This is a genomic window from Azospirillum sp. UFLA03-27, assembly GCF_059803775.1.
In genome coordinates this window covers 1-16,424 of record NZ_JAUQTX010000155.1, presented here as the reverse complement: position 1 = coordinate 16,424, position 16,424 = coordinate 1, and the positions used below count along the sequence as shown (strand labels likewise).

At 69.1% G+C, this 16,424-nt stretch carries 12 protein-coding genes; 3 read left to right on the top strand and 9 right to left on the bottom strand.

Annotated elements, in window-relative coordinates:
* Positions 1 to 100: 100 nt before the first annotated feature.
* The 9 genes from Q4I23_RS21160 to Q4I23_RS21120 form a co-directional block, all read right to left on the bottom strand.
* The gene (locus tag Q4I23_RS21160) at positions 101 to 1,414 is read right to left on the bottom strand and encodes a glycosyltransferase family 4 protein (protein WP_498527507.1); all 1,314 of its coding nucleotides are present in this window, start codon (positions 1,412 to 1,414) and stop codon (positions 101 to 103) included.
* Between the two features lie 32 nt (positions 1,415 to 1,446).
* Positions 1,447 to 3,621, bottom strand: coding sequence for a hypothetical protein (locus Q4I23_RS21155; protein ID WP_498527506.1), 2,175 nt, complete (start codon positions 3,619 to 3,621; stop codon positions 1,447 to 1,449).
* Entirely contained in the window at positions 3,618 to 4,919 is a 1,302-nt protein-coding gene (locus tag Q4I23_RS21150; RefSeq protein WP_498527505.1) for a glycosyltransferase family 4 protein, read from the bottom strand. Before Q4I23_RS21150 ends, Q4I23_RS21155 begins: the two co-directional genes overlap by 4 nt.
* Positions 4,916 to 5,743, bottom strand: coding sequence for a class I SAM-dependent methyltransferase (locus Q4I23_RS21145; RefSeq protein WP_498527504.1), 828 nt, complete (start codon positions 5,741 to 5,743; stop codon positions 4,916 to 4,918). Before Q4I23_RS21145 ends, Q4I23_RS21150 begins: the two co-directional genes overlap by 4 nt.
* A gap of 4 nt (positions 5,744 to 5,747) precedes the next feature.
* Positions 5,748 to 8,099 (bottom strand): glycosyltransferase family 2 protein, encoded by a 2,352-nt coding sequence (locus Q4I23_RS21140; RefSeq protein ID WP_498527503.1) that lies wholly within the window; start codon positions 8,097 to 8,099, stop codon positions 5,748 to 5,750.
* A 74-nt stretch (positions 8,100 to 8,173) separates the two neighbouring features.
* Positions 8,174 to 8,995: a calcium-binding protein gene (locus tag Q4I23_RS21135; RefSeq protein WP_498527502.1), complete on the bottom strand. Its 822-nt coding sequence runs from the start codon at positions 8,993 to 8,995 to the stop codon at positions 8,174 to 8,176.
* Between the two features lie 721 nt (positions 8,996 to 9,716).
* Positions 9,717 to 9,932, bottom strand: coding sequence for a hypothetical protein (locus tag Q4I23_RS21130; RefSeq protein ID WP_145624157.1), 216 nt, complete (start codon positions 9,930 to 9,932; stop codon positions 9,717 to 9,719).
* A gap of 71 nt (positions 9,933 to 10,003) precedes the next feature.
* On the bottom strand, positions 10,004 to 11,377 hold the full coding sequence (locus Q4I23_RS21125; RefSeq protein WP_498527501.1) for an HlyD family type I secretion periplasmic adaptor subunit: 1,374 nt from the start codon (positions 11,375 to 11,377) through the stop codon (positions 10,004 to 10,006).
* Positions 11,374 to 13,095, bottom strand: coding sequence for a type I secretion system permease/ATPase (locus Q4I23_RS21120; RefSeq protein WP_498527500.1), 1,722 nt, complete (start codon positions 13,093 to 13,095; stop codon positions 11,374 to 11,376). The genes Q4I23_RS21125 and Q4I23_RS21120 overlap by 4 nt, the downstream gene beginning before the upstream one ends.
* A 490-nt stretch (positions 13,096 to 13,585) precedes the next feature.
* Here Q4I23_RS21120 and galE point away from each other — a divergent pair, with 490 nt between their 5' ends.
* Genes galE through Q4I23_RS21105 form a run of 3 tightly spaced genes read left to right on the top strand, consistent with a single transcriptional unit; the run spans position 13,586 to position 16,385 of the window.
* Positions 13,586 to 14,605 carry a UDP-glucose 4-epimerase GalE gene (gene galE / locus Q4I23_RS21115; RefSeq protein ID WP_454016443.1) on the top strand — a complete coding sequence of 340 codons (1,020 nt, stop codon included), beginning with the start codon at positions 13,586 to 13,588 and terminating at the stop codon, positions 14,603 to 14,605.
* A 14-nt stretch (positions 14,606 to 14,619) separates the two neighbouring features.
* Complete coding sequence (locus Q4I23_RS21110) at positions 14,620 to 15,156, top strand: MarR family winged helix-turn-helix transcriptional regulator (protein WP_476958741.1); 537 nt, start codon at positions 14,620 to 14,622, stop codon at positions 15,154 to 15,156.
* Between the two features lie 50 nt (positions 15,157 to 15,206).
* Positions 15,207 to 16,385 carry a DUF2336 domain-containing protein gene (locus tag Q4I23_RS21105; RefSeq protein ID WP_498527499.1) on the top strand — a complete coding sequence of 393 codons (1,179 nt, stop codon included), beginning with the start codon at positions 15,207 to 15,209 and terminating at the stop codon, positions 16,383 to 16,385.
* The last annotated feature ends 39 nt before the right edge of the window (positions 16,386 to 16,424 follow it).

The window sequence follows — 16,424 nt, the reverse complement described above, 5'->3', positions numbered from 1 at the left end:
ATCTACACTCGCGTATAATCGTCGGCAGCGTCAGATGTGTATAAGAGACAGGTGGGGGCCCGTCTGCCGGACGTGGGGGCCCGTCGCACGAACATCCCCATCACGGCTTCTGCGCCACCGCCCGCTCGGGCATCGACACCGCACCTCCGCCCGCGTTCGCGATCAGCGCGTCGAACACGTCGGCGTGGCGGCGGGCGCTTTCCGCGCGGTCGATGGGGCGGCGGATGCGCATGCGCAGGCGGTCCCACAGGTCCGGCGTGGTCAGCGCCTCGGTCAGGCGGTCCACCAGATCCTCGACACTGGCGTTGCGGAAATGCAGGCCGTCCACGCCGTGGGTGACCTTCTCTCCCATGCCGCCGATGTTGCTGGAGATGATCGGGCGGCCGTGCAGGAAGGCCTCCTGGATCACCACCGGCGAGTTCTCCCACCAGATGGATGGCATCACCACCCAGTCCACATCCTTCATCAGGCCGGGCAGTTCGGCGGAGCGGTAGCTGCCGTAGAAGCGCACGCGGTCGCCGGCACGTTCCACCGCCTCGTTGAACTTCTTCTGGTAGGCTTCGGGCTGGCGCTCCAGGTTGCCGCCGAAGATCATCAGCGCGCCGTCCTCGCCCCACGCCTTCTCGGAGACGCGGCCGATCGCCTCGACCAGCACATGGGCGCCCTTGAACTCGGTGAGCTGGCCGAAGAAGGCGAAGCGGTTGCGCTTGCCGCCGCGGGCGAGCGGACGGGGCGGGGCGATGCCCTCGACGGTCAGGCCGTTCTCGATCATGCGGAACTTCTCGCGGGGCAGGCCCCAGTCGACGTAGCGGTCGATCAGGAAGTTCGACGGGCTGACGTAGAAGTCCGCCTGCTCCAGGAAGGTCTTCAGGAACAGCTCGCGCTTGAAGAACTGCGCCTCGCCGATGTGCGGGAAGCAGCCGGCGCAGTCCGCCGGGCTGGCGCGGTAGCACAGCGTGTTGCGGCTGGTCTTCACCATCTGGCCGTGGTGGTGGCAGATGGACAGATACTCGTGGAAGGTCACCACGATCGGCACGCGCGGCAGCGCCTGCCGGATCGCCTGGATCGTCTCGATGCCCAGACCGAGGAAATGGTGGAAGTTCACCACGTCCGGCTGGAGGTCGCGGACGTAGCGGACGAAGTCCTTCTCCAGCCCCGGCAGGTTGCGGTTCGACAGCCGGAAATGGTCGTAGTCGTTGGCGTAGTAGAGGACCTCCCGCTCCTTCTGGCGCAGCGCCATCAGGGCGGAGCTGCCGTGCGGCGTGACCGGTGGGGAGGTGCGGGCCAGGTAATGGCTCTCCCAGCCCGGCAGGTCGTGCAGCCCCTGGTGCAGGTTGTAGGAGGCCACCTCCGCGCCGCCCAGCGAGAAGGCGGGATGGCCGTGGCTGATGATCAGGACGCGCTTGTTGCTCATGGTCGGGCCGATCTCGATAGGGCTGCGTGTGGTCAGGCGGCGGCGCGGGCGGACCAGATGTCCTCGAAGCTCCAGCGGTCCACCATGGCGCCGGCACGGCGCCAGCGGTCGGCGTGCGCGTCGCGCGGCTGCTCGTCCAGCGCCACCAGGGTGACGCGCGGCAGCCAGACGCAGGCCCCGCCCAGCGCGCGCAGGCGCAGGCAGAGATCCAGCCCCTTGTGGTCGGCCCCCATGTAGGAGCCCATGGTGGCCAGCGCCCGGACCAGCGCGTCCTTGGGCAGCAGCGCGCATTCCGGGGCGGCGGCGTCCACCGTCGCCGCGTCCTGCTCCTTCAGCCAGTCGCGCGGGTAGCCGGCAAAGCGGCGCTCGAAGGTCTTGGCGCCGTCCGAACCCTCCACCGCCATGATGCCGGCGAAGCGGATCGAATGGTCCTCGTAGAGCAGCGTCGGGCTGACCATCACCGGCCCGCCGGACTTGCGCGACACCCGCTCCAGCGCCGCCAGCCAGCCCTTTTCGGTCGGCAGGACGGAGGGGGAGAGCGTCAGCACCCGCTCGCCGCGGGCGTGGGGCAGGGCGGCGGCCATCGCCTCGAACGCGTCGGTCGCGTCGGGGGCGGCGACGAAGGTAACGGCCATGCGGTAGAAGGCGGCGGCCTGACGGACGGCACCGCCCAACCGCTCGTGCGTGCCGGCGGCGGCGACCACCAGCAGCTCGGTCTCGGCGAAGTCCGGGTCGATGGCGAGGCGGGCGATGTTGAGGTCCACGTCCTCCCGCCCGTCGGTCACCGGCAGGATCACCGAGACGCGCGGCGCCTTCACCGGACGGCCCATCGGGTGCACGCCCGCCGACGGCGCGGCACCGGAGCGGGAGCGGGCGGTGCGCAGCATCGGGCCGACATGGCGCGCGATCAGCGTGTCGATGGACGGGCTGTCCAGATTGACCAGCGACAGCATCCGGCGCAGCGCTTCCGGAACCGGCGGCAGGCAGCTCAGCGGCAGGAAGGCGAAGCGGTCGTCGGCCAACTCCAGCTCCAGATGGAACTCGGCGCCCGGTGGCAGGTCCGACGGTTCGGCGGCGAAGGCGGTGAAGCCGTGCTGGTCCTGGCCGGGGATCATGCGCCCGGCGAACAGGCCGTCATGCTGGAAGGCCTCCGTCACGTCGCGGCGGGCCAGCCGCGACCAGCCCTCGTCGAGCCGGACGGCGACGCCCGGCCCCTTCAGCGTGACGGCGCGGACCTGCCGCGTCGGGTCGAGCAGCCAGCCGGCGACGAACAGTCCGGCCCCCGGCACGCGCAGCGCCATGTCCAGCCCGGTCCGCACCGGGATGTCGAGCCGCGACACCGTTTCCGCACCGTCGTAGCGCGAGGCGGCGATCCGCGTCATCCGCTGGCGCGTCTCGGCGTCCTGGATGTTGCCCAGCATGTCGCGCACATGGGCGGAGGCCACGCCATCGGGCAGGATGGTGCGGTGCTCGAAAATCTCCAGATGGCGCCAGCCTTCGGCGGCGCGGTAGTGGATGCGGCGGATGGCGGTGGGAAGCGGGGTCTGCTCGGTCAGCACCGCCATCACGCCCGACGCCTCCGGCGGCAGGTCCGGGCGGGCGAAGGCCCCGGCGGTGGCGCGGTAGGCGGCGGTCTCCTCCGCCTCGATCAGGATCTTCTGGGCGCCGTTGCGGAAGCTGCGCGCCCAGCCCTGAAGCATCAGGCTGCCATCGCGGAAACGCCCGAACACCTCGGCGAAACCATCCGGCTGCGACACCTCCTGGGCGAGGCCCGAGAGCAGGCGCCCGATGCGGTCGGATTCGTTCTCCGCCCCGTCCTTTGAGGAGGCGGCGAGCTGGATCGCGAAATCCAGCGCCACGGCCAGCGCGCCGGGCTGGAAGCCCTTCAGCGCCGAGACGAGGTGCGACGGGTTGGTGCGGACGTTGGACAGGCGCGGCAGGACGAGGCGTTCCCCCTTCTCGTCCGCCAGTTCGACGCGCGACGGGCGCATCTGCGCCAGCCCCGGCACGCGGATGCCGCCGAGGAACCAGCGCTCGCCCTCGGCGTCGGCCCAGGAGCGTCCGGCGTAGCGGCCCTCCACCGACCCGTCGAGATGCACGGCCCCCTGCGCGGGCAGCGCCCGGTCGATGGCGCCGAACAGGACGAGCGTGTCGTCGTCAAGAAGAATGGCCGCCGTGATGTCGGCCTTGGTGATCGGTTCCTTCATCCCGCGATGCTCCCCGCAATCGAACCCTGCCCATGCCTTCCCCCCGGACCGTTGATTATGTCGTCATAGAGAATGACGTGTTTTTCGGCGGCCTCCTCGGTCGTCGGGACCGCCGGTATGTTGGAGACGAGCCGGTCCCAAAGCCCCGGCTCGGTCATCGCGCGCGTCATCACGCGCGCCAGATCCGCGGCGTCCCCCGCCCGGAAATGCAGGCCGTCCACCCCATCGGTCACCGATTCCGCCATGCCGCCGATTCCGCTGCAAATGACCGGGCGGCGGTGCTGGAAGGCTTCGCGGATGACCAGCGGGGCGTTCTCCCACCAGATCGACGGCATCACCACCCAATCGGCGGCGGCCATCAGCTCGGGCATCTCCTCGCGCCGGTAGGGGCCGTGGCGGACGGCGGTGCCGCGGGCGCCCTTGAAGCCCTGTTCGACCTTGTCCTTGAACGCGTCGGTCTGGAACGGCGCGCCGCCATGGACGGCCAGCGTCAGGTCCCGCCCCTGCTTCTCCAGCCGGGCGGCGGCGTCCAGCGCGACGGTGATCCCCTTGAAGGGATTCAGGTTGCCGAAATAGGCGAAGGCGTTGCGCGGCGCGCCGACGGGCAGCGGCCGGTGCGGCGCCGGACGAACCGCCGGGCGTCCGTTCTCCATGACGGAGATGCTGTCCGGGTCGATGCCCCAGGCGATGTAGCGGTCGCGCAGGAAGGCGCTGGGCGCCAGGAAATGGTCGACCAGCCCGAACATCGCCTTGATGTGCTTGTCCCGCAGCACGAACTGGTCGGCGGGCCGGTCGGGGAAGCAGCGGTGGCAGGCGTCGGGCGAGGCCATGCGGCACAGCGCGTGGCTTCCCGTCGTCACCATTTGCCCGTCGTTGGCGCAGATCGGGTAGTAGTCGTGCAGCGTGTAGACGATCCGCGCCCGCGGGCAGACGCGGCGGATCAGGAACAGCATCTCCACGCCCAGCAGCAGCGTGTGGTGGATGTGCACGATGTCCGGCTGGAAGGCGCGCAGCAGGTTCGACAGGTCCGGCACGATGCCGTGCAGGTCGATCTGGCTCTGGAAGAAATGATCGAAATGCCCGGCCCACAGCACCACCTCGTCGGCGCTGCGGCCCAGCGTCTGGAGGTTGGTGCCGGGCTTGCGGTCGCGGTGGACGCCGTTGGTGCAGGCGAGGAACAGGGCCTCGGCCCCCTTGGCCTTCAGGCTGCCGAACAGCTCGTGCGCGAAGATTTCCGTGCCGCCGGGGTGCAGGCTCGGGTGGTTGTGGGCGACGACGAGGACGCGGGGCAGGCTCATCGCGCGCCCTCCTTTTCCAGAACCAGGAGATCCTGGAAATTCTCGGCGTTGCGCTGCCCGCTCCAGTGGCCGCGCAGGACCGCGCGCGCCGGGCGCAGCCCCTGTTCCGCGAAGGTGCCCAGCAGGAAGGATTCGCTGTAGGCGACGGCGGCGTTCGGGTTGGCCTCGTCGGCGATGAACTCCGGCCCGGCGGCCTCAATGAAGGCCGGGCGGGCGGTCTTCTTCGCGATGCCGTCCCGCGCGCGGGCGTCCACCAGGAACAGGCTGAGGAAGCAGCACCCGCCCGGCTTCAGCACGCGGGCGATCTCCGCCGCGTAGCGCACCGTCTCCGCCGTCCGCAGATGGGTGATGACCGAGGTCAGGATCACGAAGTCGTGCCCGCCGTCCGGGAAGGGCAGGCGGGTTTGCGCCGCGTTCTCCGCCCCGCCGGGGTTGTAGAGCGCGTTCGCCACGTCCAGCGTTTGGAAGCGGAACTCCGGATAGGCCGGGGTGATCGTCTCGGTGCACCAGCGGATGCCGTCCTCGACGATGTCCACGCCGTCATAGCTGGCGTCCAGATACTGGGTCAGCGGCACGGCCATGCGGCCGATGCCGCAGCCGATCTCCAGCACCCGGTGCTTCGGCTTCAGCCCGCCGACGCGGACGAAATGGCGCAGGAATTCCGCCCCGATGGCCCGGAAATCGCCGTCGCCGATGAACACGCGGTCCGGCGGCGGCACGGGCAGGAAGCGGTTGCGGGCGATCTGCGCGCACAGCCATTCCAGTCGCGGGTCGGTGTTGCGGCGCAGGACGGCGAGGCGGCGTCCGGTGAAGATCTCGTTCATCAGGTCAGCTCCGGTTCCGGTTGGCACGCCCGAACAGGCGGGACTTGCCCGGAACGGCAACGGGAAGGGCGGTGTCTGTGGGGGCGCCCGCCGACAGGGGGCGCATCAGGCTGTCCTCCAGCGCGGGCGGCGGCGGTGGCGCGCTCCAGTCGCGGGCGGCCAGCTCCTCCATCATCGCGGCCCAGCGGCGGGCGTGGAGCCAGCCGTTGTATTCGGAGGCGACGCCGCGGGTGTAGCCCTGGTGCCGGCTGATCGAGCGGCGCTCCAGATGGTACAGCTCGACCGAGGGGACGTAGCGGATGTCCAGCCCGGCCTTGCGGACGCGCAGGCAGAGGTCGGAATCCTCGTAGTCGCCGATGACGTAGTCCTCGCAGAAGCCGCCCACGGCGTCGAAGGTCTCGCGGGTCATCATCAGGCAGGCGCCGGTCACGCCGGGCACGCTGCGCTCCCGCCGGGCGGGCAGGAAGTCGCGCGGCAGGCCCTTGAAGAAGTGATGGTTATACCAGCGCCCGCGGACGTCGCGGTCGAAGTAGAGGCCGGCGTGCTGCAGGCTGTCGTCGTCGAACAGCAGCTTCGGCCCGACCGCGCCGGTCCCCGGCGCGCGCTCCAGCGCGGCGAGCAGGACGGGCAGCCAGCCGGGCTGGTCGGGGATTACGTCGGAGTTCAGGAACAGCAGCGTCCGCCCGGTGGAGGCCGCGACGCCCGTGTTGTTGGCCGCCGAGTAGCCGTAATTGGCCGGCTGCACCAGCACCCGCATCGGCAGGCCGTAAAGCGCGTGGAAGCCGTGCAGCATGTGCACCAGCTCGTCGCGTTGCTCCGGGCTGTCGAGCACGAAGATCAGCTCCGCCCCGGCCATGCCGGGATCGGTGGCGAAGCTGGAGAGCTGGAAGCGCAGGAACTCCAGCGCCTTGTAGAGCGGGATGATGACCGAGACGGCGGGCGTCTCCGGACCGCGCCCGAAACTGACCGTCTCCGGCTCGCCGCGGCTCGCCATGTGGGCGGCGTGGAGCGGTGCCACGGCCGGGGCGATCACCGTTTCCAGAACCAGCGGAGTCGCGTGCTGCGGCGGCAGGCTGCCGAGCACCGCGGCGCGGGCGTCGGCGGGCGACAGCGGGCGCAGCGGCGGCACCAGCCGGATCGACCCGCCGGAGCCGAGGCGAAGCTCCGCATGGACCTGAAGCGCAGCCGCGGGCTCGGGCGCGCCGGGCAGATAGGCGACGAAGCCGCTGCGGTCGGTGGACGGGGCGGTGCCGAACAGCTTCGCCACGTCCTCGCGCGGGAAGCGGTGCTCCAGCACCTCCAGCCGGCGCTCGCCGCCGAAGGGCGTGTGCACGGTGAGGCCGCCGGACAGGCCATGCGGGTCGTGCACCCAGCCGGCCAGGAACAGCCCGCCGTCACCGGTCGGAACGGCGAGGTCGAGGGCGGCGCCGATGGAGCGCTTGGCGTCGGCGACCTGCCGCTTGGGCAGCGGGGCGAGCACCTGGAGTTCGCGCACCGCCGCCGCCGCCGTGGCATCCGACCGTCCGCGTTGGGCAAGCGCGTTCAGAATGTACTGACGCAGCTCCAGCGGCGTGTCGCGGCGCGTGGACAGGCGTTCGGTCAGGCTCGGCAGGTTGGGCGCCACGGCCGAGAAGGCGCGGCAGGCCAGCCCGTTGCGGCCCAGCACCACCAGCAGGTTGCCCGGCGCGCACAGTGCCTTGTCCACCAGCAGCGACATGGCCGTGCGCCCGCGCCGGTCCAGCGCGGAGCCGATGCAGACGTCAAAGGGGGAGGGGCCGACAGCGCCGGCGGTGATGATGACCGCCCCCGTCACCTCGCCGAAGCCCGACGACAGCGACCCGCCGCAGAGCAGAAGCTCGTCGGTCGCCAGGGCGCGGGCGATGATCGGGGAGGGGGTGGGCGACAGCTCCAGCACCATGCGGCGGCAGACCGCGGCGAAGCCGGCGTCGCTGCGCAGCGCCGGGGTGGAGCGCGCGAAATCGAAGAGGAAACGGACCACGCGCAGCCGCGAGGGCGCGTCGAGGCTGCCGAGCAGGAAGGCGGGGTCGGGGTCGGGAACCTGTGGTTCGGCCAGAACCTCCGCGACGACGCGGCTCTGGGCCACGAAACGGACGGGCGCACCGGAAACCCGGGGCGCCCGCAGGATCGACAGCACCCGCTGCCCACCCCAGCTCGTCCGCACGGACAAGGTGGTGTAGGGCGGCCGGACCTCCTCGCCGTCGAGGGTGGGAACGACCCGGCCGGAAGGCTCCGGTCCGTCGCTCTCCCACGAGGCGAGCACGAAGTCGTCGCCGAGCGCATGGAGCTGGGCGGACGCGATGGAGGCGGAGGCCGGCAGGACGGCGAGCACGGTCATGCGTTCCTTAGCCGGACCCATCGGCGGCGTGGATTCAGCACGCCGCCGGTCCGGTACCTGAGTGGGTTACGGCTTTAGTGAATGACGAAGAAGTCGTTCGGGTTGTTGTGAACTTCGTCGGCCGAAACGCCCTTCAGCATGATGCTGTCGCCGTTGCCGAGATCGATCATGGCGTTGCCGCCCATGTCGGTGACGCGGGCCGCCAGATCGGAGGCGTCGTTGATCTCCAGACCGTTGATGTTGCGCTCGATCTGCAGGACGTCCTCGCCCGCGCGGAAATCGAGAACCACGTCCTGGCCGCCGCCGCCGGAGAAGACGAAGATGTCGTTGCCGGTGCCGCCGACGAGGATGTCGTTGCCGGCACCGCCGTCCAGGATGTCGTTGCCGTCGCCGCCGGACAGGAAGTCGTCGCCCTCGCCACCCTTCAGGATGTCGTCGCCGGTGCCGCCCATCAGGATGTCGTTGCCGGCGCCGCCGTCCAGGTAATCGTTGTGGCCGCCGCCCGTCAGGACGTCATCGCCGTTGCCGCCCTTCAGAATGTCGGCGCCGTCGCCGCCGTTCAGGACGTCATCGCCGTTGCCGCCGTCGAGGATGTCGTTGCCGCGGCCGCCGATCAGCACGTCGTCGCCGTTGCCGCCGGACAGGTAATCGTCGCCGTCCCCGCCATCCAGCGTGTCGTTGCCGTTGCCGCCGTCGAGGACGTCGGCCCCGCTGCCGCCGCTCAGGACGTCGTCACCGTTCCCGCCGAACAGGGCGTCGCGCCCGTCGCCGCCCAGGATCGTGTCGGCGCCGTTGCCACCCATCAGGATGTCGTCACCGTTGCCGCCGTTGATGAAGTCGCTGCCGTTGGTGCCGGTGATGATGTCGTCATAGTTGCCGCCAGGAAGGGTGGCCATGAATCATACTCCTTAACGATGGGATTCGGTGGGGTGGGTGATTTCCTACCCCGAAATGGCGAGGTACCCCTAAGCCTTTACCCAAATACCGTTCGGCAGGGCTGTGACAAAACTAAGGTCAAGCCCAGGCAAATCTTGAGTTCGTAGAGTCAAAACACAATAATCATCAACGTTCATTACGTCATTGCTGTCACCTTGGCTTCAAATCCCTTCGAAAATCTAAACATCTAATTTTGTACGTCGCGGCAGATCGGCGTTTTTACGGCCTCCTTCAAAGACAAAGGCTCATAATTAGCAAAAGAATCAGAATTGTTCGCCCGTAATACTTTTAAAGACGCCAGGAGAGAGTTTTTGCTGAAATTCGACAAAATGTCTTGAGTTGACCCTTAAGTCCTATGCGCTTGGCTTAGGATTATGCCATTGATCATTGCACTTCGGAGATGCCGCCGACGCTGCATCGCATTAAAAATCCCGGATTTTTAAAAATCCGGCGAGAAGGACAAGCGATTTTAAAAGCCGAAATTTGAAAGCGGGGGCGGAGCGGTGTGGTCCGCTTGGGAGCGCGCGGCGCTCGAAAGGCGCTCCACTCGACGACCCGAACGGGCATTGCCCGAGGCCCGAGCCGTTCCGGCGACGCACCGATGTCGGGCCGAAAGCCGCCGGATGGCTGTGGGCAACGCCTTCGAAGGGACGAAGATTTTTATCTTGCGCCTGTGTCGGATCAGGCTTTTCCGGCCTCCGCGGCGTCCAGCGCGACCCGCGCCAGCTGCATCAGCTTGTCGTCGACCGCCGCCCGGTCATAGCCGGGGCTGTCGGCCAGCGAATCGCGCAGGCGCATGGCGATGAACTCGCCGGTGTGGTGCTTGTCGTAGAGATGGACGTCGCCGATGGCGTCGGCGACGCGCTTCAGGGTGTTCCGGTCCCACTGTGTGGTCATGCTCGCACGCTCCTTTTCCTGCCTGCTGGGCAACAGGGGAGCGTGCGAAATGATCCGGTGCGGCGGCGAGGTCAGTTCTCGCGGAAGGCGCGGTTCATGCCGTCGGTCAGCGGCGTCAGGAAATACTCGATGGCCTTGCGGGTGTGCCCATGGATCATCACCTCGGTCGGCATGCCGGGGTGCAGGTCCACGTTCGGCAGGGCCTTCAGCGCCGCGGCGTCGAGGCTGATCCGGGCGAGGAAATAGGCCTGCCCGGTGCGCTCGTCCTCGAGCTGATCGGCGGAGAGGGTGAGGACCTTCCCCTGCACCGGCGGAACCAGCCGCTGGCGGTAGCCGACCAGCCGCACCATGGCGCTGCCGCCCACGTCGATGTTCTGCACGTCGGCGGGGGCGACGCGGGCCTCGACGATCAGCCCGTCGTCCTGCGGAACGATGTCGAGGATGCCCTGGCCCGCCGGGATGACGCCGCCCGGCGTGTAGAAGCGCAGGTTGGTGACCCGGCCCGCCTGGGGGGAGACGAGTTCCTGGCGCTTCAGCACGTCGCCGGCGCTGCGCAGCCGCTCCGACAGGTCGGAGACGGTGGCTTGGACGGTTTGAAGCTCGTTCCCGACCTCAGACCGGCGGGTGTTGCCGAGGTTGATGATCTCAAGCTCCGCCGCAGCGATGCCTTGCTCGGCCTTCGACTTGTCGGCCTGGATCTCGCCCAGCCGGCCCTTGGTGTCGGCGACATTGCGCTGAAGCTCCAGCATGCGAGGCTTGCGCTCGTAGCCCTTGGCGAGCAGCGTCTCGACGATCCGCAGCTCGTCCTGGGTGTAGCGCAGCCGGTCGTTGGCGGCCACGCGCTGCGAATCGAGCGCCACCAGCTCGTCGCGGAGCTGGCCGATGCGCTTGCGCTGGATGGAGATCTGTCCCTGATAGGCGTCGCGCCGCGATTCGAACAGGCGCTGTTCGGCGGCGAGCGCTTCGGCGGCGACGGAGCTGGTCTTGGCGGCGGCCACCAGCTCGTCGGCGTAGACCGGGGCCTTTGCGTCGGTCTGCTCGGCGCGCAGCCGGGCCAGCCGGGCCAGCGAGGTCCAATACTGCCCATGAAGCTGGGCGACCACCGCGCCGCTCTGCGTGGTGTCGAGCCGCAGCAGGACCTGCCCGGCCGTGACCATGTCGCCGTCCTTGACCAGCAGTTCGCTGAGGATGCCGCCCTCCAGGTGGGAGACGGTCTTGCGGTGGCTTTCCACCATGATGGTGCCAGGGGCGATGGCCGCGCTGTCCAGGCTGGCGGTGAAGGCCCATCCGAAGAAGCCGCCGAAGCCGACGGCGACGGCCAGCGCCCCCGCCAGCGCGGTGCCGCGCAGCGTCGGTTCGTGCGGCGTCACGTCGATGACCGGCGCCCAAGCGGGGGTGAGGGAGGCTGGCGCGTTCGCCGGCTGGGAAAGCGTCGTGTCGGTCATGCGGATTCTCCCGTCCGGACCAGCCGGGCCACCTTCACGGCGCCGCCGGGCTGGACCATCTTCAGCACGTCGGTGCGTTCACCGAAATGCTCGACCATGCCGTCCTTGAGGACGAGCAGCTTGTCGGCGACCGACACGATGGAGGGGCGGTGGGCGACCATCACGATGGTGGCGCCGTCGCGCCGCGCGTGGTTGATCGCGGTCAGCAGCGCCTGTTCGCCCTCGTGGTCGAGGTTGGAGTTGGGCTCGTCCAGCACGATCAGGCGGGGCTTGCCGAACAGCGCGCGGGCCAGCGCGATGCGCTGCCGCTGGCCGCCGGACAGGGCGAAGGCGTTCTCGCCGACCGGCGTGTCGTAGCCGAAGGGCAGGCGCCCGATCATGTCGTGGACTCCGGCCAGCCGGGCGGCGCGCACGATCTCCGCCGGGTCGGCCTGGGCCATGCGGGAAATGTTCTCGCCGATGGTGCCGTCGAGCAGCGCCACCGACTGAGGGACGTAGCCGACATACTGGCCGAAGCTCTCGCGCTCCCACAGGAAGGTGCTGGTGCCGTCCAGGTAGATGCCCCCGGCGGTGGGCTCCCAGATGCCGACCAGCAGGCGGGCGAGGGTCGATTTGCCGGCGCCCGACGGGCCGATGATCCCCAGCACCTCCCCAGGCTCCAGCGCGAAGGAGACGCCGCGCAGCACCGGGCGCTGCAGGCCCTTCGGCACATGGCTGACGCGGTCGACGGTCAGGCGCCCGTCGGGGCGGGGCAGCGGCATGGTGCTGCGCCGCGCGCCCTCGCCGTTCAGAAGCTCGCGGATGCGCTTGTGGGCGGTCTGGGCGACGACCCACTGCCGCCAGTTCTCCACCAGATGCTCGAAGGGCTGGAGGAGGCGGGCCATGATGATGCCGGTGGCGATCATGCTGCCCGGCGACGCCTCGTTCCGGATGACCAGCGCTGCGCCCGCGGAAATCGTGGCGATCTGCAGGATCAGCCGCAGCGAGCGGGAGGCCGAGGCCATGCTGCGCGACAGCACAACGCCGCGGTCGATCAGCGAGGCGGAGCCGATCTGCGCCATCTGCCAGCGCCGGGCCAGCGGCGGCAGCATGCCCATGGCCTCGATGGCCTCGGCGTGGCGGACGGTGCTGGCGACATCGGCGAACACCTTGGCCGACGCCTCGTTCGCCTCGGCGATGGGGCGGCGGGTCAGCGCGTCGGTCAGCGCGTTCATGGTCAGCAGCAGCAGCGCCGACCCCACCGCGATCCAGCCGTAGATCGGGTGCAGGATGAACAGGATGACCAGGAAGATCGGCGTCCACAGCAGGTCCAGCGGCACCACCACGGCGTTGCTGGTCATGAAGTTCCGCAGGTCGTTCAGGTCGCGCATCGTCTGGCCGGCGTTGCGCGTCCCGCCGCCCAGCGCGTCCACGATGGCCGCCTGCAGCGCCGGCACGTTGAAGCGGTGCGCGATCACCGCCCCACAGACCAGGAAGGCGCGCGCCCGGATGAAGTCCAGCACGCCGTACAGCACCAACCCGCCCACGGAGATCACCGCGAGCATGGTCAACGTCTCCAGGCTGCGGCTGCTCATCACGCGGTCGTAGACCTGCATCGTGTAGAGCGGCACCACCAGCATCAGGATGTTGACGAAGAAAGTGAGGGCGCCAGCCAGCAGCAGGCCGCGTCCAATCTTCCGGTAGGCTTGGGTCAGCAGGGTCCGATCCGTACCGCTCATGCCGATTCCTTTTCTTGTGTCCCGCGTTCCGGAGTCCCGCGTTCTCAGGTTTTGGGGCGGGCCATGAAGCCGGTCATGCAAAGGGTTTCATGGTTAACGAAGTGTTGAGATGCGGCCGCGTCGCATGAACTCCTTTTGAGACGAAGTCCGGACAAAGGCCGCCCATTGCGGGAAGACTGGTCCCGCGTCATTTCCGCTTACGTCCGACGCTGCGCTGCGGCGTGTGACAACTTTGAGCCCTTACCCCGTCCGACAACGATCGAAAGGGGTATTTGCAGCGCTGTAAAATGTTGTTCCAAAACATTTTTCCGATCACACGCCACGCCTTGCGCGGCGCCCATGTCTCTTTTTCGTCAACTGGCCTTCCGTCTGAATTGACGGCATGGTGCATCGCGGAACTCTTGCACTTGCCACCGGGGGATGTACGATCCTTTGATGCCGGCGGGTGCCTGGACTGACGAATATTTCTCAAATCCAAGGAATATTTACGATGAACACGCCCCAGACCGTACTCGTGACCGGCGGTGCCGGCTATGTCGGCAGTCACTGTGTGGCCGAACTGCTCGACCGCGGCTTCCGGGTCGTCGTGCTCGACAACCTGCGCCAGGGCCACCGCGCCGCCGTGCCGTCCGACGCCGCCTTCGTGGAGGCCGACCTTGCCGACATGGACGCGCTGACCCGCGTCTTCGCCGAATGGCGCTTCGACGCGGTGTTCCATTTCGCCGCCCTGTCGCTGGTCGGTGAATCGATGCGCGACCCGCATCTCTATCTGCACGGCAATACTGTCAACTCGCTGAACCTGATCCGCACGGCGACCACGGCCGGCGTGCGCAAGATGGTCTTCTCCTCGACCGCCAACCTGTTCGGCACGCCGGAGCGCCAGCCGATCGACGAGGAGACCACCATCGACCCCGGCAGCCCATACGGCGAATCCAAGTTCTTCATCGAGCGTGCGCTGCACTGGGCGGACCGCTGCCACGGCCTGCGCTCCGCCTGCCTGCGCTACTTCAACGCCGCCGGCGCGCATCCGAACGGTATCATTGGCGAGGATCATCACCCGGAAACCCACCTGATCCCGCTGGTGCTCGACGCGGCCAGCGGCCGGCGCTCGCACATCGAGATTTTTGGCAACGACTACCCGACGCCGGACGGCACCTGCGTGCGCGACTACATCCATGTCTGCGACCTCGCCGACGCGCATCTGCGGGTGCTGCCGGCGCTGGAGACGCGGAGCGTCCACTTCAACCTGGGCAACGGCACGGGCTACAGCGTCCGCGAGGTGATCGAGGCGACGGAGCGGGTTACCGGCCTGACGGTCCCGGTGAAGGTCGGGCCGCGCCGCGCCGGCGATCCGGCGGTGCTGATCGCCTCGTCGGAGCGCATCCGGGGGGAACTGGGCTGGACCCCGCGCTTCCCCGATCTGGACAGCATCATCGGCAGCGCGTGGGAATGGCGCCGCCGCCATCCGGGCGGCTACCGCGGCCCGGCCGTGGCGCAGGCCGCCGAGTGACGGAGAGACGAGGGATGAGCACGCAGCGCCGGGCGGGCGCCGAATCCAAGCCGGCCGAAGCCAAACCGGACGCCATCGATGCGGCGGAACTGGCCGAGTATCACGGGCTCGCCCGGCTGATCGAGCGGATGCACCGCCGATTCCTCGACGTCGTGCGGGCCGGCCTGTTGCGGCAGGGGATCGACGACATCGGGCCGGTTCAGGCGCTGATGGTCATGCTGATCGGCGACGACGAGCCGTCGGTCCGCGACCTGATGGAGCGCGGCTATTATCTGGGGTCCAACGCCTCCTACAGCCTGAAGATCCTGGTGGAGGCCGGCTACATCGACCGCGGCGCCAGCCAGCGCGACCGCCGCACGGCCCGCCTGCGCCTGACCGACAAGGGACGGACGCTGCGCGACGAGCTGTTCACGCTGGAGCAGGTGCAGGCCACCGCGCTGGTCCGCAACGAGGCGGAGGCGGCCGACCTGAAGGCCGCCTACCGCACGCTGCGCCGGCTCGATCGCATCTGGGGCGACATGGTCCGCTACGCCGGCCAGGGCCTCGATTGAGTGGCTCGATTGAACCGCCTTTCGCATCTTTCATCCGCAGGCATCCGCACATGAGCGACTCATCCCTGTCCATCCGCGACGTCGAGCGTCTGCTCGAATCCTCGTCGGCGGAGGCCCGCATCGACACGATGCAGAAGCTGGCCGGCGATCTGGAGAAAGGCGGGCTGACCGACGCCGAACGGTCGCTGGCACTGGAGGTCATGCACTGCTTCGCCGCCGACGCCCAGGTGGCGGTGCGCGAGGCGGTGGCCTGGCAGATCCGCAACAACGCCATGCTGACCGCGGAGCTGGCCGAGCGGCTGGTGAAGGACGTGGCCCGCGTGGCCTTCCCGATCCTGCGCGACGCCGGAAGCCTCAGCGACGAGTTGCTGCTCGACGTGCTGGCCGACCCCGACGCCGGCAAGCACATGGCCATTGCCAACCGCCACACCGTGTCGGCGCGGGTGGCCGGGACCGTCGTCGAGACCGGCAACGTCGCGGTGGTGACCGCCCTGCTGCGCAACCCCGGCGCGGAACTGGCGGAACCGGCGCTGCATCGGGCCTTGGACCGCTTCGGCCGGGTGCGCATGGTCAGCGAGGCCGCAGCGACCCGCCCCGGCCTGCCGCTGGCCGTGGTGGAGCGGCTGGTCGCCTTCGTGTCCGACGCGATGCGCGCCACGCTGGCCCACACACACGGCCTGTCCAAGGATCTGGTCGACCGGCTGGCCAGCCGCGGGCGCGAGTCGGCGACGCTGCGGCTGCTGCGCCCGGCGCTGCGCGGCGAAGAGGATGTGGAGGCGGTGGCCCGCTGGCTGCACGCCAACGGGCGCTTCACCGCGGCGCTGCTGTTCCGTGTGCTGTGCGCGGGCGACGTGGCGCTGTTCGCGGCGGGGCTGGGGGCGAAGGCCGGCATTCCGGCGGAGAACGCCCGCAAGCTGGCCTGGGACGACGGAGCGCTCGGGCTGCGGGCGGTGCTGAAGAAGGCGTCGGTCGCGCCGGTCCTGGTGCCGCCCTTCCAGGTGGCGATCGCCACCGCCAAGCGCATGGGCTACGAGGGCAGCGACAACCGTCGCGACGATTACCAGGCGGAGGTCATGGCCGACCTGTTCGCCGCCCTGACCCCGACGAACGAGTGGGTGGTGGACGAGTTGCTGTTGCAGCTGTTCGACGGCGCGTCGGACGAGGTGATCGACCGCGCGCTGGATCAGGCGGGCTTGCCTTTCGCGCCGGTGCGCGGGACGGGGACGTAGCTTGCGGGTGGGGCGACGCTTGCCCCCTCCCTAAAACCC